Here is a 17,852-nt window from a genome sequence, read left to right on the forward strand (position 1 = left end):
CGAAGCACGCCCCGGCGCGGGGCGCGATCCGCGCGATTCCGCCGGACGGATGCCGGACGGATGCCGAACGGACGCCGGACGGGATGCCGGACGGATGCCGGGCGGGGTCCTAGGAGGCGCCCCTAGGCCCTGGCAGGGCCCTGTCCAGGAGGCCCGTGCGGGCCGCCAGGGCCGCCGCCTCCAGACGGGAGCCGACCCCCAGCTTCATCAGGACCCGCTGCACGTGCGTCCGCGCCGTGCTCGGCGCGATCCCCATCCCCACCGCGATCAGCCGGGTGTCCTCGCCCTCCGCGACCCGCACCAGGACCTCCACCTCGCGCCGGGTCAGCAGCCGCAGCAGCCGCTGCCCCTCGTCGTCCGGCTGCTCCGACGGGTGCAGCAGCTCCGCGAAGGCGCCCTGGAGGAGCTGCGGCGCCACCGCCGACTCGCCCGCCCTGGCCTTCACCAGGGCCCGCTCGACCCCCTCGATGCGCTCGTCGTGGCGGACGTACCCCGACGCCCCGGCCGCGAACGCCGCCGCGATCCCGCGCGGCGACGGCACCGGGCCGAGCACCACCACGGCCACCTGCGGCCGCTCCCGCTTGATCCGCACGACCGGGTCGAAGACCCCCGGCCCGTCCGGCGCCGCCGTGCCCAGGAGGCAGACCTCCGGCACCCGGCCCACCACCAGCTCCGCGGCCCCCGCCACCGGCGCGGCCGCCGCGAGCACCCGGTGCCCGCGCAGCTTCAGCGCCGAGGCGAGCGCCTCCGCGTGCAGCCGGTGGTCGTCGACCACCACGAGGCGTACGCCCATCCCGGTCATTCCCCCTCCTCCGCCCGCCGGAGGTCCCGGCGGGCCTGAACCCGGCAAGCTACACGCTCCCCCGCCCCGTATCGCGCCAATCCCGGACACGGGCCGCCCGGGCGGGCGAACGGGACCGCCGGAGACGGCAGCGGGCCCCTCCGGTGGTCCGGAGGGGCCCGCTGCCGTGTGCCGTCGCGCCGTCAGCGCGGGACGGCGAAGGAGACCGCCAGGTAGTCCTTGGGGCCGGTGTCCGACTCCCGGGGCTTGCTGAGCAGGTTGTCCGAGATGAAGAGCCGGCCGTCCGCGTAACGGAGGTCGGCGCCGGTCAGGGTGAAGGTCCGCTCCAGGTTCTGGGGCGACTTGTCCGCCGGGTTCTCCAGGAGCAGCGTCTCCTTCATCGTGGCCCCGTCGACCGAGACGACCCGGCCGCCCTTGTCGTACGGCGCCTCCTTGTAGGCGATGAGGCTGGCGCCGTCCATCCGCATCGGGACGTAGGTGTACTTGTCGCCCGCGTCGGCCTTCTCCGGCGCCATGCGCCCGGTGGCCAGGTCGAAGGCGACGATCTCGTTGGTCTCGGAGCCGTACTCGCCGGTGCTGCCCTCGTGCTCCTCGGTCGGCACGTACAGCTTGCCGTTGCCGACGAGCGCCTGGGTGCAGGACTCGACCTGGGTCGTGCGGCAGCGGGCCGCGTACTGGTCCGCGTCCGCCGTGATCTTCGCCTTCAGCTTCCCGGTCTTCTCGTCGATCGAGAAGAAGTCCGAGATGCCGCTGCCGTCGCCGGCGGTCTCGCCGACGTCGGCCGCGACGACCAGCGGCAGGCTGGAGACGACCGAGGCGTACTTGACGCCGGTCGGCATCTTGTACTGCGAGAGCGGCTTGCCCGAGACCGGGTCGAGGTTCTGGACGAGGACGGTCGGGTTGTCGTACGAGCCGCACTTGCGGACCGCGACGAGGGCCGGGCCGCCGCCGTAGCCCAGGTCGTAGCAGCGGTTGGCGTCCTCCTTCGGCTTCCAGCGCGGGTTGCCGCTGTTGAGGTCGAAGGCCGCGCCGCCGTCGCCGCCGCCGGCCGCGACGGTCGACCCGCTGAGCGTGACCTCGCTGAGCCGCGCCTTCTCGTCGCCGAGGGAGACCGCGTCGGACCACACCAGCTTGCCGGTGTTCAGGTCGACCACGCCGACCTCGGTGCACTGCTGGAAGTAGCGCGGCGCGACCCGCTTGGCGGCCTCGAAGAGGATCGGCAGCTTGTTGTCGGCGCTGACGTGCCGCGAGGCGCCGCACATCTGGCCGGTCAGCGGCAGCGTCCACAGGACGCCGCCCTTGTCCAGGTCGTAGGCGACCAGCGAGTCGACGCCGGGCTTCACGAACGCCTTGTCGGTGATCCACGAGCCGGTGACGCCGGTGACGTCCGGGACCTTCGGGATGTCGATCTTGAAGGCCACCTTCGCCTGCGTGTCGGCGGGCGCCTTCTCCTTGCCTCCCCCGCCGCCCTGGGCACCGGTGTCGCCGCCGCCCGTGGAGCCCTGCGTGGTGCCGCCCGCGCCCTTGGCCTCCTCGGAGCCGTCGCCGGAGGTGGCGTACCAGATGCCGAAGCCGACGATGAGGGCGATCGCGACGGCCGCCGCGATGACGATCTGGAGCTGCGCCGACAGCTTCCTGCCGCCGCCGGACGCCGGCGGGGCGGGCTGCTGGTAGCCGCCGTACTGCGGCTGCGTCGGGTAGCCGTACGGGGCCTGCGGCTGGGCCGGGTAGCCGTACCCCTGGTCGGGCTGGGGCAGCTGGGGCTGCCCGGGGTGGCCGTACGGGGGCTGCTGCGGGTAGCCGTAGCCCTGGTCGGCCGGGGGCTGCTGGGGGTAGCCGTAGCCCTGGTCGGCCGGAGGCTGCTGCGGGTGGCCGTAGCCGGGGCCGGGCTGCTGCGGGTAGCCGTAGCCGGGCTCCTGCGGCGGAGGCGTCGGGGCTCCGAAGCCGCCCTGGGGGTCCGGCGGCTGGTTCGGCGGGGGTGGCTGCGTCATCGGTCCGTGTACCTCACTTGCTGAAGGCCATCATCGTCTTGACCAGCTTCTCTTCCTTGTCGTTCGTGGCGGAGACGCGTCCGCTCGCCACGACGAAGGTGCCGTTGCCGTAGGCGTAGCCGGCGCTGTAGAAGTTGTTCTCGATATCGGCGGTGGAGGCCGGGTGCTGGAGCACGATCTTCGGCGCGCCGCCGGTCGGGGCGACGGTGGCGACGGCACCGCCCTTGTTGTACGAGGCCTTCACGTACGCCAGGACCTCGGAGCCCTCCATGCGCAGCGGCACGATCGTCTGCTCGCCGGGGGCCTTGGAACGCCACTTGGCCTTGCCGTTGTTCAGGTCGAAGGCGACGATCTCGTTGGCCTTGCCGTAGCCGGTGTCGGTCGCCATGTAGAAGGTGTTCGCATCGGCGGCGACGCCGGTGCAGCCCTGGAGGTTCTTGCCGAAGATGACGAAGCTGCCGCCGCACGAGGGGGCGAACTTGTCGGTGCCGCCCTGGATGTTGGAGCGCAGCTTGCCGTCGGGACGGAGGGCGAAGACGCCCCACTTCTTCTGCTCGCGCTGGGTGGCCGAGACGACCAGCGGGTCGACCGAGTAGACCTTGTCGACCTCCCAGTTCGCCTCCAGCTGGAAGGTGAACTTCGGCTTGCCGGTGGTGGGGTCGACCTCACCGACCGCCTGGACCTTCTTGGAGGTGTCGCCCGAGGGGCAGCTCATGGCGGCGATCAGCTTCTTGCCGCCCGCGTAGGCGAAGGGCTTGCAGCCGCTGGTGGCGCCCGTGAAGAGCTGCCGGCCGTCGGCGAGCGAGAAGCCGTACGCGCTGCTGGAGCCGGCCGCGGTGACCGTGTCGCCGCTGATGGTCAGGGTGTTGTCGGAGAAGGCGAAGAGGCCGGTGGCCTTCGGGACGGCCTTCTTCCAGCCGGCCTTGCCGGTCTTCAGGTCGATCTGCTGGAGCTCGGTGCACTTGGCGCCGTCCTTGGCGCTGTCCTCGTACCCGAAGACCATGACCCCGTTCGCGGAGGGCTCGGTCGGGGCCGCGCACAGCTCGAACGGGAGGGGGACGGTCCACTTCACGGCGCCGGTGGTGAGGTCGTAGCCCTCGACGCTCTTGTACATGGCCTTGACGACGGTGTCGCCGACGACCCAGGGGCCCTTGACGTCGGCGCCGTTGCGGGGCAGGTCGACGGTGTTCTTCGCGAGCCAGTTCACCTTCGCCTCGCCGTCCTGGCGGCCCGCGTTGAGGTCCTCCTCGCCGTTGCGCCCGTCGCCGGAGCCGTCGCCCTGGTCGACCGACTCCGAGGGCTTGGGGGCGCCGGAGGTCGGGGGGGCGGTGGCGGTGGGCTGGGCCACCGGGTCCTTCTCGTCGTCACCGCCGCCGCCGACGACGGCCCAGGTGGTGACGGCGGCGACCAGGACGGCCGCGGCGGCCACACCGGCGACGAGGGCGGTCCGGTTCTTGGCGGGACCGCCGCCGGGCGGCGGCGGGGTCGGGGCGCCGGGGTGTCCGGGCTGGGTGGGGTAGCCGCCGTAGGGGTTGGACTGCTGGCCGTACGGGCCGGGCTGCTGACCCTGCTGCGGGTAGCCGTAGGGCGGCGGCACCGGCTGGCCGTACGGACCGGGCTGGCCGGGCTGGCCGGGCTGCTGGCCGTACGGACCGGGCTGCCCCGGCTGCTGGCCCGGCTGCTGCGGGTGGCCATAGCCGGGCGCCGGCTGCTGCGGGGCCTGTCCGTACGGGCCGGGCGCGGCCGGCGGCGGGCCCTGCGGGGGCGGCGGCGTCTGCGGCGGGACGGGCGGCACGGGCGGCTGCCCCGGCTGCGGGGGCCGGTCCGAGGGCTGGTTCGGGTCCTGGGGGGCTCCGAAGCCCCCCGGCGGCTGGTTGCTGGGCGGCTGCGTCATCGGCTGGTTTCCCCCTAGGCGTGAACGGGTTTTCTTTCTACCACTCACGCGATGGCGCAAAAGCGACCGGTCCACCCCTTGTTCCCAAGGGAGGACCGGCCTGTGATGCCCTTGTTATGCGTCCTCGGCCAGTTCCAGCCAGCGCATCTCCAGCTCCTCGCGCTCCGCGACCAGGTCCCGCAGCTCCGCGTCGAGCTTCGCGACCTTCTCGAAGTCGGTGGCGTTGTCCGCGATCCGCGCGTGCAGCTTGGTCTCCTTCTCGGAGACCTTGTCGAGCTGCCGCTCGACCTTCTGCAGCTCCTTCTTCGCGGCGCGCGCGTCGGCCGCCGAGACGCCCGGCTTCGGCTGCGCGGGGGCGGCGGCGGGCGCCGGGACGGCCGCCTCGACGGCCTTGCGGCGCCGCTCCAGGTACTCGTCGATGCCGCGCGGCAGCATCCGCAGGGTCTTGTCGCCGAGCAGGGCGAACGTCTTGTCCGTGGTCCGCTCGATGAAGAACCGGTCGTGGGAGATGACGACCATGGAGCCCGGCCAGCCGTCGAGGAGGTCCTCCAGCTGGGTCAGGGTCTCGATGTCGAGGTCGTTGGTGGGCTCGTCGAGGAAGAGGACGTTCGGCTCGTCCATGAGCAGGCGCAGCAGCTGGAGGCGGCGGCGCTCGCCGCCGGAGAGGTCCGCGACCGGCGTCCACTGCTTCTCCTTGGAGAAGCCGAACTGCTCGCAGAGCTGGCCGGCCGTCATCTCGCGGCCCTTGCCGAGGTCGACCCGGTCGCGGATCTGCTGCACGGCCTCCAGGACGCGCAGGGTGCCGGGGAGTTCGGTGACGTCCTGGGAGAGGTAGGCGAGCCGGACGGTCTTGCCGACAACGATCCGGCCGGCGGGCGGCTGGATCTCGCCGCCGCTGCGGGCCGCGTCCGTGAGGGCGCGCAGGAGTGAGGTCTTGCCCGCGCCGTTGACGCCGACCAGGCCGACGCGGTCGCCGGGGCCGAGCTGCCAGGTGAGGTGCCTGAGCAGCTCCTTGGGCCCGGCGGTGACGGTCACGTCCTCCATGTCGAAGACCGTCTTGCCCAGGCGCGCGTTGGCGAACTTCATCAGCTCGCTGGTGTCGCGCGGCGGCGGCACGTCGGCGATCAGCTCGTTGGCGGCCTCGATGCGGTAGCGGGGCTTGGAGGTGCGGGCGGGGGCGCCGCGCCGCAGCCAGGCCAGCTCCTTGCGCATCAGGTTCTGCCGCTTGACCTCCTCCGTGGCCGCGATCCGCTCGCGCTCGGCGCGGGCGAAGACGTAGTCGGAGTAGCCGCCCTCGTACTCGTGCACGTCACCGCGCTGCACGTCCCACATGCGGGTGCAGACCTGGTCGAGGAACCAGCGGTCGTGGGTGACGCAGACGAGCGCCGAGCGCCGGTTCTGGAGGTGCTGGGCGAGCCAGGAGATGCCCTCGACGTCGAGGTGGTTGGTGGGCTCGTCGAGGACGATGAGGTCCTGGTCCTCGATGAGGAGCCTGGCGAGCGCGATCCGGCGCCGCTCGCCGCCGGAGAGCGGGCCGATGACGGTGTCCAGGCCGTGCTCGAAGCCGGGCAGGTCGAGCCCGCCGAAGAGGCCGGTGAGCACGTCGCGGATCTTGGCGCTGCCGGCCCACTCGTGGTCGGCCATGACGCCGATCACCTCGTGCCGGATGGTGGCCTCCGGGTCGAGCGAGTCGTGCTGGGTGAGCACGCCCAGGCGCAGGCCGCCGCTGTGGGTGACGCGGCCGGTGTCGGCCTCCTCCAGGCGGGCGAGCATCCGGATCAGGGTGGTCTTGCCGTCGCCGTTGCGGCCCACGACCCCGATCCGGTCCCCTTCGGAGACGCCGAGCGAGACGCCGTCGAGCAGGGCACGGGTGCCGTACACCTTGCTGACGTTCTCGACATTGACCAGGTTGACGGCCACGTTGACTCCTGACGGGGTGATCGATCGACGTCCAGGGTACGTCGACACGACCGCTCGCCCGCCGGGTGTCCGTGACGGGCCCGGACCGCCTCCGCGGCTCAGTCGTCGTCCGAGGGCGCGCGTTCCGGCCGCCGGTCCCGCCAGGCGCGGGCGAGGCCGCGGACGGAGTCGACCGTGAGGGCGGTCAGGAGGAGGAGCACGAGGCCGGGGAGCGCCGGCGACGGGACCCACCCGAGGAGGGGCGGCGGCCGCAGCGGCTCGTCCCGGACGCACCACAGGAGCGTGAACCAGCCGCACAGCCCCACCACGGCGGCGTGCGACAGCAGCCGCGCCCACGCGGTCCGTCGCCGCTTCCCCATCCGTCGCCTCCGTCCGCCGCCCCGGCCCGTCCGGCCCGGCGGGTCAGGGTGGCAGGGGCGGGTGAAGGGAAGGTGTCAGTCCGGCAGAATCGTCGCCCCGGCCGCCGGGGACGTCGCCGTGCGGGCCGTGCGGCAGGTGCCCGAGGCGGTCAGGGCCGCGGCGACCGCCTTCGCCGACTCCTCGTCCTTCACCAGGAACGCGGTCGTCGGGCCCGAGCCCGAGACCAGCGCGGCGAGCGCGCCCGCCTCCGTGCCGGCCGCCAGGGTCGCGGCGAGCGAGGGGCGCAGGGAGAGCGCGGGGGCCTGGAGGTCGTTGGCGAGGGCGCCCGCGAGGGCGGCGGTGTCGCCGGTGCGCAGGGCCTCCAGGAGGACGGGCGAGGCGGCCGGTCCGGGGACGTCGGTGCCCTCGGTGAGCCGGTCGAACTCGCCGAAGACGACCGGGGTCGAGAGCCCGCCGTCCGCGACGGCGAACACCCAGTGGAACGCGCCGCCCACCGGCAGCTCCGTCAGCCTCTCGCCCCGCCCGGTGCCGAGCGCCGCCCCGCCGACGAGGCTGAAGGGCACGTCGGAGCCCAGCTCGGCGCAGATGTCGAGGAGTTCGGCGCGGGGCGTGTCCAGCCCCCAGAGCGCGTCGCACGCGAGCAGCGCGCCCGCGCCGTCCGCGCTGCCGCCGGCCATGCCGCCGGCGACCGGGATGTCCTTGGCGATGTGCAGGTGCACGTCCGGGGAGAGGCCGTGCCGGGCGGCGAGCAGCTCGGCGGCGCGCGCGGCGAGGTTGGTGCGGTCCAGCGGCACCTTGTCGGCGTCCGGGCCCTCGCAGGTGACCGTCAGGGTCTCGGCGGGGGTGGCGGTCACCTCGTCGTACAGGGAGACGGCGAGGAAGACGTTGGCCAGGTCGTGGAAGCCGTCGGGACGGGCCGCGCCGACCGCGAGCTGGACGTTGACCTTGGCGGGGACGCGGACGGTGACGGACCGCGCCCCGCCGCCGTGCGCACCGCCGTCCACCGTCTCGGTGCCGCCGTCCACCGGCTCCGCACCGCCGCGCACCGTCTCCGCACCGCCGCCGTTCACCGACCCCGTACCGCCGCTCATGCCTTCGCCTCCGCGATCCGCGCGAACTCCTCCACCGTCAGGGCCTCGCCGCGGGCCTGCGGCGAGATCCCGGCCTTCACCAGGGCCTCCTCCGCCGCCGCCGGGGAGCCGGCCCAGGTCGCGAGGGCCGCGCGGAGGGTCTTGCGGCGCTGTGCGAAGGCCGCGTCGACGACCGCGAAGACCTCCCGCCGGGTGGCGGTGGTGGCCAGCGGCTCGGCGCGGCGGACCAGGGAGACCAGGCCGGAGTCGACGTTCGGCGCGGGCCAGAAGACGTTGCGGCCGATCGCTCCGGCCCGCTTCACCTCGGCGTACCAGTTGGCCTTCACCGACGGCACGCCGTACACCTTGTTCCCGGGCCGGGCGGCGAGCCGGTCCGCGACCTCGGCCTGGACCATGACGAGGGTCCGCTCGATGCTCGGGAAGCGCTCCAGCATGTGCAGCAGGACGGGCACGGCCACGTTGTACGGCAGGTTGGCGACGAGCGCGGTCGGCGCCGGGCCCGGCAGCTCCTCGACCAGCATGGCGTCGGAGTGCACCAGCGCGAAGCGGTCGGCCCGCGCGGGCATCCGGGCCTCGATCGTGGCGGGCAGCGCGGCGGCGAGCACGTCGTCGATCTCGACGGCGGTCACCCGGTCCGCGGCCTCCAGGAGGGCCAGGGTGAGGGAGCCGAGGCCGGGCCCCACCTCCACGACCACGTCGTCGGGGCGCACCCCGGCCGTGCGGACGATCCGCCGGACGGTGTTGGCGTCGATGACGAAGTTCTGGCCCTTCTGCTTCGTGGGGCGCACGCCGAGGACGGCGGCCAGCTCACGGATGTCGGCGGGGCCGAGGAGGGCGTCGGAGGTTTCGGAACCGGTGGTGTCGCTCACCAGTACAGACTAGGCCTTGCCCGGTGGGACCCCGCCCGTCGCACGGCCCGCCGCTCACCCGCCCAGCCTGCGCCCGCAGTGGGGCCACGGGCTCGCCCCCCGCTGCACGTACAGCTTCTTCGCGCGGAAGGTCTGCTCGGCGGCGGGCGCGTCCTGGGCGGTGCCGGTGCCGTCGAGCGAGCGCCAGGTGGCGGGGTCGAACTGGTAGAGCCCGCCGTACGTCCCCGAGGGGTCGACGGCGTCCGGCCGGCCGCCGGACTCGCAGGCGGCGAGCGCGGCCCAGTCGAGGCCGTCGGCGCCGGTCACGGAGGCGGGCGGGCGGCGGGTGCCGACCCGCACCGTGCGGCTGACGGGCTCGCGGACGATCTCCTCGCCGAGCCTGCGGGGTCGTCCCTGGACGCCGTTGACCGTGCGCAGGGCGTACGTGATGCGGCGGAGGCCGTGGACGCCCTGCCGTTCGACGACCTCGGTCCCGGCGAAGAGCTCCGGGTCGCGGACCCGCTCGACGGCGTACGGGACGGTCTCCTCGCGCACCCGCCTGCTGTCGGTGATCCGCAGCACGGCGACCGTCTGGCCGTCGCGGGGGAAGGAGCCGGGGTCGACGGAGAGGGCGTCCTGTCCCGCGAGGGTGATGCCGGTCTCGGCGAGGGCCTCCCCGACGGTGGCGGCGTTGGTGCGGACGGTCCGCTCGCGCCCGTCGGCGAGGAAGGTGACGGCCCGCTCGGTGCGCACGTCGAGGGCGAGGCCGTGCCGGGAGATGGCGGCCGAGCGGGAGACCGAGAGGTACGCGCCCTCCGCCCGCACCCCGAACTGGCGCAGCGCCTCCTCGACGTTCCGCGCGGTCGTCCACACCCGGTGGCGCCGGCCGTCGAGGGTGAGGGAGACCGGGCGCCCGTAGCGGACGACGACCTCGTCGCCGTCGGTGAGGGCGTGGCCGGGGGCGGGGGCGACGATGTCGTGCCCGTCGACGGCCAGGCCCTCGTCGGCGAGGAGTTCCCCGACGTCGTCGGCGAAGGTGTGCAGGGTGCGCGGGACGCCGTCGACGGAGAGCCGGACGGTCTTGTCGTCGGCGACGAAGGCGGTGGTGCCGCCCGCGAGGAAGGCGACGACGAGGGCCTGCGGGACGAGCCGCCGCAGCCCCCCTCCCACGGAGCCCGAGGAGCCCGTGGAGCCCACGGCCCCCGCGGGCCGCTCCGTGGGTCCCTTGGCGGCCCTGCGGCGGCGGGCGGCCCGGCGGGCGCCGGCCCGGGTGCCCTGCCCGGGGACGGTGCCGGGGACGGCCCCGGGTACGCCCCCGGGCACCACCAGCGGCGCCGCCTGCGTGGGCTGCTCGTGGAGCGGGAGGCCGGGGGGTACGGAGGGGCCGGGAGGGGCGGGGAGGACGTCGGGGGCCGTGCCGGCGCTCCGGCGCCCGGCCCGGTGACTGCCCTGGGAAGTGCTCACGAGGCCGGGACCCTAGCCCCGACCCCGGTCACGCTCCACAGCGACCCGACTACTTCCCGTAACCGTTATGGATCGGTGATGGTCGGCGGGCCCAGGGTCCGAGGCTCGGGGTCCGGGACCCGGGGCTTCAGACCCCGAGCCCCCGTCCCCTCGCTCAGTAGTCGAACGCGCGGGCCGTGTTCACCGCGATCGCCTCGGCGAGCTCGTTCTCCCCGATCCCGCGCACCTCCGCCATGGCCCGGACGGTGACCGGGATCAGGTACGGGGCGTTGGGGCGGCCCCGGAAGGGCGCCGGGGTGAGGAAGGGGGCGTCGGTCTCGACGAGGACCAGCTCCAGGGGGGCTACCGCGAGGGCGTCCCGGAGCGGCTGGGCGTTCTTGAAGGTGACGTTGCCGGCGAAGGACATGTAGTAGCCCTTGGCCGCGCAGATCTCCGCCATCTCCGCGTCGCCGGAGTAGCAGTGGAAGACGGTCCGCTCGGGGGCGCCCTCCTCGTCCAGGACGCGCAGCACGTCGGCGTGGGCCTCCCGGTCGTGGATGACGAGCGCCTTGCCGTGCCGCTTGGCGATCTCGATGTGGGCGCGGAAGGAGCGCTCCTGCGCGGCGACGCCCTCGGGGCCCGTGCGGAAGAAGTCGAGGCCGGTCTCGCCGACCCCGCGCACGTACGGCAGGGCGGCGAGCCGGTCGATCTCGGTGAGCGCGTCGTCCAGGGCCGCGTCCCCGCCGCCCTCGCGCGCCCCCTGGCGGGACCAGCCGTCGGGGTCCCCGAGGACGATCCTGGGGGCTTCGTTGGGGTGCAGGGCCACGGCCGCGTGCACGTTCTCGTGGGCGGCGGCCGTCTCGGCGGCCCACCGGGAGCCCTTCACGTCGCAGCCGACCTGCACGACCGTGGTGACGCCGACGGCGGCGGCCTTCACCAGGGCCTCCTCGACGGTCCCGGACTGGAGGTCCAGGTGGGTGTGCGAGTCCGCGACCTCCACGAGGAGGGGTTCGGGCAGCGGGGGCGGGGCGTCCTTGGCACTCATGGCCCCGATCGTACGAGGGCCACGAGTACCGGCGCCCGCCCCTTTTCGGCTACCCGCGCTTGCGGAAGGGGTGCAGGAGGTCCGACAGGTGCCAGTGGTGCGGCACGGGCGGGGTGTCGGGGCCCTCGGTCAGCTCCTGTCCGATGGGTCCCGCGGGCCCGATCGGCTTGGTCTCCTTGGATCCGCGTCCGTGCTTCTCCGTCGCGGCGATCAGGTCGAGCACCGAGGACACCTGCCCCGCGCGCATGATCCTGACGACGTGACCGCCGCAGTTCATGCAGGTGGGACTGGACAACGGGGACGGGACCCGCTCTCCCCCGGCCTTGTAGACGACGAACGCGTGGCCGGCGGCGTCGACGTGGTGCTCGATGTCGTACGCCTGCTCCCAGCCGTATCCGCAGCGCATGCAGGCGAAGGCGTACGCCTCGTGGGCGACGGATGTGCCGGTGCCGGTGATCTCGCTCATGCCAGCTCCTCTCCACTGATCAGTGGACGCCTTTTCGGGCCGGAGCGCATCAGCGCGGGTCGAACCATGGAGGGCTTTTGGCCCTTCCCTTGCCAAGCGCCCTGCGAAGGGTCCCGGCGCCGGTTTCGGCTTTGCTTTTCAGATTAGCCCTTTACCCTTTCCGGGGTCCCGCTCAGCCTTTCCGGGGGCCTGCGCAGCCGCGTTCTTTGCCGCGACGACGGCATCGAACACCTCCCTCTTGGGAAGGCCCGCCTCGGCCGCGACGGCGGCGATCGCCTCCTTCCGCCGCTCCCCCGCCTCCTCGCGCACCCGCACCCTGCGCACCAGCTCCTCCGCGTCGAGTTCGGCGGGCCCGGTCTCGGGGGCGCCCTCGACGACGACGGTGATCTCGCCCCGCACGCCCTCGGCGGCCCAGGCGGCGAGCTCGGCGAGCGGGCCGCGCTTCACCTCCTCGTACGTCTTGGTCAGCTCGCGGCAGACGGCGGCCCGGCGCTCGGCGCCGAAGACCTCGGCCATCGCGGCGAGGGTGTCGTCGAGCCGGTGCGGGGCCTCGAAGTAGACGAGGGTCCGCCGCTCGTCCGCGACCTCGCGCAGCCGTCCGAGGCGCTCGCCCGCCTTCCTCGGCAGGAAGCCCTCGAAGCAGAAGCGGTCGACGGGCAGGCCGGAGAGGGCGAGCGCGGTGAGGACGGCGGACGGACCGGGGACGGCGGTCACCTTGATGTCCTGCTCGACGGCGGCGGCCACGAGCCGGTAGCCGGGATCCGACACGGACGGCATGCCCGCGTCGGTCACGAGCAGCACCCGCGCCCCGCCCACCAGCGCCTCGACCAGCTCGGGCGTACGGGCGGACTCGTTGCCCTCGAAGTACGAGACGACGCGCCCGGAGGTGTGGATGCCGAGGGCCCGGGTCAGGCCGCGCAGCCTGCGGGTGTCCTCGGCGGCCACGATGTCCGCGTTCTCCAGCTCGGTGGCGAGCCGGGGCGGGGCGTCCGCGATGTCGCCGATGGGGGTCCCTGCGAGTACCAGCGTTCCTGTCACGGGTGCCATCCTCCCAGCCCGGACAGGCGACTCGCACAGGCGCGTTCCCTACGATGGCGCGGTGACCAGTACCGCACCCGAGACCCTGGAGGGCCGGCAGTCCGTGGCAGAGCCCTCTTCGTGGCAGCAGCGGCTCCGGCTCTTCGGCTACGCGCCGCCCGCCGGAAGCGCCGCCCCCGTCGGGCTGCGGGAGCGGCTCGACCCCCCGTACACCCGGCCCTCCGCGCGCGTGTGGTCGCTCCTCGGCGTCGGCCCCGACCGGGCCGAGCGGCTGTGGCGGCTGCTCGCCTGGGGCGGTCCGCTCCTGGTCACGGCGGTCGCGGGCCTGCTCCGGTTCTGGAACCTGGGCAGGCCGAACGCGGTGATATTCGACGAGACGTACTACGCCAAGGACTCCTGGGCGCTGATCAACCAGGGGTACGAGGGGTCCTGGCCGAAGGACATCGACAAGTCGATCCTGAAGGACCCGGGGTCGGTCCTCGTGCCGACCGACCCGGGTTACGTCGTGCACCCGCCGATGGGCAAATGGGTGATCGGCGTCGGCGAGAAGCTGTTCGGCTTCGAGCCGTTCGGCTGGCGCTTCATGGTGGCCCTGCTCGGCACCCTGTCGGTCCTGATGCTGTGCCGGATCGGGCGGCGCCTGTTCCGCTCGACGCTCCTGGGCTGTCTGGCGGGCCTGCTGCTCGCGGTCGACGGGCTGCACTTCGTGATGAGCCGCACCGCGCTCCTCGACCAGGTCCTGATGTTCTTCGTGCTCGCCTCCTTCGGCTGTCTCGTCCTGGACCGCGACCGGGTCAGGAAACGGCTGGCGGCGGCGCTCCCGGAGGACGAGGAGGGGGTGCTGCGGCCGGACGCGGAGGTCGCGGAGACGCTGCGCCTCGGGTGGCGGCCGTGGCGGATCGCGGCCGGCGTGATGCTGGGGCTGGCGGCGGCGACCAAGTGGAACGGCCTGTACGTCATGGTGGCCTTCGGCCTGATGACGGTCCTGTGGGACGTGGCCGGGCGGCGCACGGCCGGGGCGGTCCGCCCGTACGCCTCGGTGATCAGGAAGGACCTGGTCCCGGCGTTCGTGTCGGTGGTGCCGGTGGCGATCGCGACGTACCTGGTGACCTGGACCGGCTGGATCGTCAGCGACAAGGGGTACTTCCGCTCCTGGGCGGCCGACCAGGACAAGCTGGACGGCGGCGGGACCTGGAGCTGGCTGCCGGACTGGCTGCGCAGCCTCTGGCACTACGAGACCGAGGTCTACTCGTTCCACGTGGGCCTGACCTCGCCGCACACGTACGAGTCGAACCCCTGGTCCTGGATCGTCCTCGGCCGCCCCGTCTCGTACTTCTACGAGTCCCCGGCGCCCGGCACGCAGGGCTGCCCGGCCGACGCGAGGGAGAAGTGCGCCCAGGAGGTCCTGGCCCTCGGCACTCCGCTGCTCTGGTGGGCCGCCTGCTTCGCGCTCCTGTACGTCCTGTGGCGCTGGGCCTTCCGCCGCGACTGGCGCGCGGGCGCGATCGCCTGCGGCGTCGCGGCGGGCTGGCTCCCCTGGTTCCTCTACCAGGAACGCACCATCTTCCTCTTCTACGCGGTCGTCTTCGTGCCCTTCCTGTGCCTGGCGGTGGCGATGATGCTGGGCGCGCTCATCGGCCCCCGGGGCTCCACGGAGAGGCGCCGCACCTTCGGCGCGGTGGCGGCGGGCTGCCTCGTCCTCCTCGTCGTCTGGAACTTCATCTACTTCTGGCCGATCTACACGGGCACGCCGATCCCGCTGGAGGACTGGCGGGGGCGGATGTGGTTGGACACGTGGGTGTAGCGGGGCGGGAGTGACGGAGATGACCAGGGTTGCTCGACACGCCCGGGAGCGCACTGCTTGACTGGACGGTCGTCTGGGGGAGGGGAGGCGCAGCCATGCGCAGTGGAGCCAAGGTCGCGGTCGTCGGAGGGGTCTTCGCGGTCGTCGCGGGCGGGGTCGGTTACGGGGGCTACAACCTCTGGAACGGGGTCACGGGCGGCGACTCGACCGTGAACACCCGGAGCGAGGCCGCACCGGAGAAGAGATCGGGGCCCGTCACCCCCGAGGAGACGACGGCCACCTCGAAGGACTTCCTGGCGGCCTGGGCCGCCGGTGAGTCGGACAAGGCGGCCCAGCTCACCAACGACCCGGTCACGGCCGGTCCCGCGCTGCTCGCCTACAAGGAGGGCGCGAAGGTCTCGAAGGCGGTCATCACCCCGGGGACGCCGGTCGGCACGAAGGTGCCGTTCACGGTGAAGGCGACGGTCTCGCACGAGGGCGTCTCCAAGGACCTGTCGTACGCCTCCGAGCTGACGGTGGTCCGGGGGCAGACCACCGGCCGGCCGCTGGTGCAGTGGCGCCCGACCGTCCTGCACCCGAAGCTGACCGCCGACGCGACCCTGCGCACCGGCACCGCGAAGGTCGCCTCCGTGAAGGCCGTCGACCGGAACGGCGCCGAGCTGACCAAGGAGAAGTACCCCTCGCTCGGCGTCATCATCGACACGCTGCGGCAGCGGTACGGGGCGCAGGCGGGCGGCACGACCGGGGTCGAGACCTGGATCGACTCGGGCAGCGAGACCGTCGCCGACACCACCCTCCTCGTCCTGCGGCAGGGCAAGCCGGGCACGATAGAGACCACCATCGACGCGGGGGTCCAGGCGGCGGCCGAGAAGGCGGTCAAGGCGTACGGCCAGGCCTCCGTGGCGGCGGTCGAGCCGTCCACGGGCGCGATACGGGCGGTGGCGAACAGCCCGGCGGAGGGCTACAACACGGCCTTCCTGGGAACGCAGGCCCCGGGCTCGACGATGAAGATCGTGACGGCCGCGATGATGATGGAGCACGGGATCGCCGGCCCCGGCGACCGGGTGGAGTGTCCGCCCACCGCGCAGTGGCTCGGCACGACCTTCCAGAACCTGGACCGCTTCGAGATCAAGAACGGCACCCTCACCGAGGCGTTCCGCCGCTCCTGCAACACCGCCTTCATCAAGGCGATCGGCCCCCTCAACGAGAAGAACGTCGCGGACACCGCCCTCGGCGAGACCGCCCGCCGCTACTTCGGCATCGGCGCCACCTGGGAGGTCGGCACCTCGACGACGGACGGCAGCGTCCCCGCGTCGGACGGCCCCGAGACGGCCGCCTCGTACATCGGCCAGGGCAGGATCACGATGAACGCGCTGAACGTCGCCTCGCTCTCCGCGACCGTGAAGAACGGCGGCTTCCTCCAGCCGTACCTGGTGGCGAAGAAGTACGGCGACCGCGAGTTCGCCACGGCCGAGCGCCTGCCCGCGGGAATCGCCTCGGGGCTGCAGAAGATGATGAGGTCGGCGGCGACGGCGCCGGACGGCACCGCGACGGAGGCGATGGCGGGAGTGCCGTCTCCGAAGGGCGCGAAGACGGGTTCGGCGGAGATGGGCAACCAGTCCGTCTCGAACAGCTGGTTCACCGGCTACTCGGGAAACCTCGCGGCGGCGGCCGTGGTGCAGGCGGGCGGGCACGGGGGCGACTCGGCGGGCAAGGTGGTGGCGGGGGTGCTGAAGGCGGGCTGATCCGCCGGGGGATCCCGAGGGGCGAAAGCCGGTCGCACGACCCGTACGCGGATCGCTAACGTCCCCCCATGACGACCGATCACACCACCGCCCATCCCCTCTTCGCCACCGCTCTCCAGGAGCTGGGGCTCGACGTCGAGGTCCGCCGCTTCCCGGACGAGACCCGCACCGCGCAGCAGGCCGCCGACGCGATCGGCTGCGCGGTCGCGGAGATCGTGAAGTCCCTGGTCTTCGCGGCGGACGGGGTGCCGGTGCTCGTCCTGATGGACGGCGCGTCCCGGGTGGACGTCGAGCGGGTACGGGAGGAACTGGGCGCGGAGAAGGTGACCCGGGCCGACGCGAAGGTCGTCCGCGAGACGACGGGGTACGCGATCGGGGGCGTCCCGCCGTTCGGCCACCGCAGCCGGACCCGGGTCCTCGCGGACCGGGGGATCCTCGACCACGAGGTGGTGTGGGCGGCGGCGGGCACCCCGCACACGGTCTTCGCGATCGACCCGAAGGCGCTGGTGGCGCACGCGGGCGGCACGCTGGTGGACGTGCGCGAGCCGTCGGCGTGACTCCGCTCGTCACGCTCGCGGTCCTGGTCGCGGCCGTCACGCACGCCGGCTGGAACGCCCTCGCGCACCACATCAAGGACCAGCTGCTCTCCTTCACGCTGATCGCGGGCGGCGGGGCGCTGATCGGCCTGGCCCTCGCCCCCTTCGCCCCCTTCCCGGCGGCGGGGGCGTGGCCGTACCTGATCGTGTCCGCGCTCCTGCACGTCGGGTACTACGTGCTCCTGATGCGCTCGTTCACGCTGGGCGACTTCGGCCAGATGTATCCGATCGCGCGCGGTACGGCCCCGCTGATCGTGACCCTCCTGGCGGCCGTCCTCCTCGACGAGGTCCCGGACGGCCGGCAGCTCCTCGGGGTGGCGGTGGCCTGCGCGGGCCTGACCGGGCTCGCCCTGTGGGGCATCCGGGGCAAGGGCGCGCGACCGCACGGCCCGGCCCTCCTGGCGGCGGGCGCGACGGGCGTCGCGATCGCCCTGTACACGGTCGTCGACGGCATGGGCGTCCGCGCCTCCGGCACCCCGCTCGGCTACATCGCGTGGCTGATGGCCCTGGAGGGCCTCGCGATCCCGGCGTACGCCCTGTGGCGCCGCCGCGCCGCCCTCCTCCCCCAGCTCCGCCCGTACGCCGCCCGCGGCCTCCTCGGCGCGGCCCTCTCGGTCGCCGCGTACGGCCTGGTCCTCTGGGCCCAGACGAAGGCCCCCCTCGCCCCGATCGCCGCCCTCCGCGAGTCCTCCATCATCGTGGGCGCGGCCATCGGCGCCCTCCTCTTCAAGGAACGCTTCGGCGCCCCGCGCATCGCGGCGGCGGCGCTGATGGCGGTGGGAATCGGGTTGATGCTGCACGCGGGGTGA

Annotated in this window: 15 protein-coding genes; 4 read left to right on the top strand and 11 right to left on the bottom strand. The window is 73.6% G+C overall.

Annotated elements, in window-relative coordinates:
• Window positions 1-109: 109 nt before the first annotated feature.
• The 11 genes from AB0398_RS20895 to rsmI form a co-directional block, all read right to left on the bottom strand.
• Window positions 110-793, bottom strand: a complete 684-nt coding sequence (locus AB0398_RS20895) for a response regulator transcription factor (protein WP_366377240.1) — start codon at window positions 791-793, stop codon at window positions 110-112.
• 191 nt (window positions 794-984) lie between these two features.
• Window positions 985-2,793, bottom strand: coding sequence for a PQQ-binding-like beta-propeller repeat protein (locus AB0398_RS20900; protein ID WP_366377085.1), 1,809 nt, complete (start codon window positions 2,791-2,793; stop codon window positions 985-987).
• 13 nt (window positions 2,794-2,806) lie between these two features.
• Entirely contained in the window at window positions 2,807-4,687 is a 1,881-nt protein-coding gene (locus AB0398_RS20905) for a PQQ-binding-like beta-propeller repeat protein (protein ID WP_366377086.1), read from the bottom strand.
• A gap of 114 nt (window positions 4,688-4,801) precedes the next feature.
• A complete protein-coding gene (locus AB0398_RS20910) occupies window positions 4,802-6,607 on the bottom strand; it encodes an ABC-F family ATP-binding cassette domain-containing protein (RefSeq protein WP_366377087.1) in 1,806 nt (601 codons plus the stop codon).
• A 98-nt stretch (window positions 6,608-6,705) separates the two neighbouring features.
• Window positions 6,706-6,966, bottom strand: a complete 261-nt coding sequence (locus AB0398_RS20915; protein WP_366377088.1) for a hypothetical protein — start codon at window positions 6,964-6,966, stop codon at window positions 6,706-6,708.
• Window positions 6,967-7,041: 75 nt separating this feature from the next.
• Window positions 7,042-8,058, bottom strand: coding sequence for a 4-(cytidine 5'-diphospho)-2-C-methyl-D-erythritol kinase (locus AB0398_RS20920; protein ID WP_366377089.1), 1,017 nt, complete (start codon window positions 8,056-8,058; stop codon window positions 7,042-7,044).
• Window positions 8,055-8,927 (bottom strand): 16S rRNA (adenine(1518)-N(6)/adenine(1519)-N(6))-dimethyltransferase RsmA, encoded by an 873-nt coding sequence (rsmA, locus tag AB0398_RS20925; RefSeq protein WP_366377090.1) that lies wholly within the window; start codon window positions 8,925-8,927, stop codon window positions 8,055-8,057. Before rsmA ends, AB0398_RS20920 begins: the two co-directional genes overlap by 4 nt.
• 54 nt (window positions 8,928-8,981) lie before the next feature.
• Entirely contained in the window at window positions 8,982-10,229 is a 1,248-nt protein-coding gene (locus AB0398_RS20930) for a ubiquitin-like domain-containing protein (protein ID WP_366377241.1), read from the bottom strand.
• Between the two features lie 295 nt (window positions 10,230-10,524).
• Window positions 10,525-11,394, bottom strand: coding sequence for a TatD family hydrolase (locus tag AB0398_RS20935; protein WP_366377091.1), 870 nt, complete (start codon window positions 11,392-11,394; stop codon window positions 10,525-10,527).
• 49 nt (window positions 11,395-11,443) lie between these two features.
• Window positions 11,444-11,860: a hypothetical protein gene (locus AB0398_RS20940; protein ID WP_366377092.1), complete on the bottom strand. Its 417-nt coding sequence runs from the start codon at window positions 11,858-11,860 to the stop codon at window positions 11,444-11,446.
• 138 nt (window positions 11,861-11,998) lie between these two features.
• The gene (gene rsmI, locus AB0398_RS20945) at window positions 11,999-12,907 is read right to left on the bottom strand and encodes a 16S rRNA (cytidine(1402)-2'-O)-methyltransferase (protein WP_366377093.1); all 909 of its coding nucleotides are present in this window, start codon (window positions 12,905-12,907) and stop codon (window positions 11,999-12,001) included.
• Window positions 12,908-12,959: 52 nt separating this feature from the next.
• Here rsmI and AB0398_RS20950 point away from each other — a divergent pair, with 52 nt between their 5' ends.
• From AB0398_RS20950 to AB0398_RS20965, 4 genes are all read left to right on the top strand, one after another.
• Window positions 12,960-14,702 (top strand): phospholipid carrier-dependent glycosyltransferase, encoded by a 1,743-nt coding sequence (locus AB0398_RS20950; RefSeq protein WP_366377094.1) that lies wholly within the window; start codon window positions 12,960-12,962, stop codon window positions 14,700-14,702.
• A 95-nt stretch (window positions 14,703-14,797) separates the two neighbouring features.
• Window positions 14,798-16,447, top strand: coding sequence for a penicillin-binding transpeptidase domain-containing protein (locus tag AB0398_RS20955; protein ID WP_366377095.1), 1,650 nt, complete (start codon window positions 14,798-14,800; stop codon window positions 16,445-16,447).
• 68 nt (window positions 16,448-16,515) lie between these two features.
• Window positions 16,516-17,004, top strand: coding sequence for a YbaK/EbsC family protein (locus tag AB0398_RS20960; RefSeq protein WP_366377096.1), 489 nt, complete (start codon window positions 16,516-16,518; stop codon window positions 17,002-17,004).
• Window positions 17,001-17,852, top strand: coding sequence for an EamA family transporter (locus AB0398_RS20965; RefSeq protein WP_366377097.1), 852 nt, complete (start codon window positions 17,001-17,003; stop codon window positions 17,850-17,852). The genes AB0398_RS20960 and AB0398_RS20965 overlap by 4 nt, the downstream gene beginning before the upstream one ends.

The organism is Streptomyces sp. NPDC086147, assembly GCF_040702165.1.
Taxonomy (GTDB): Bacteria; Actinomycetota; Actinomycetes; order Streptomycetales; family Streptomycetaceae; genus Streptomyces.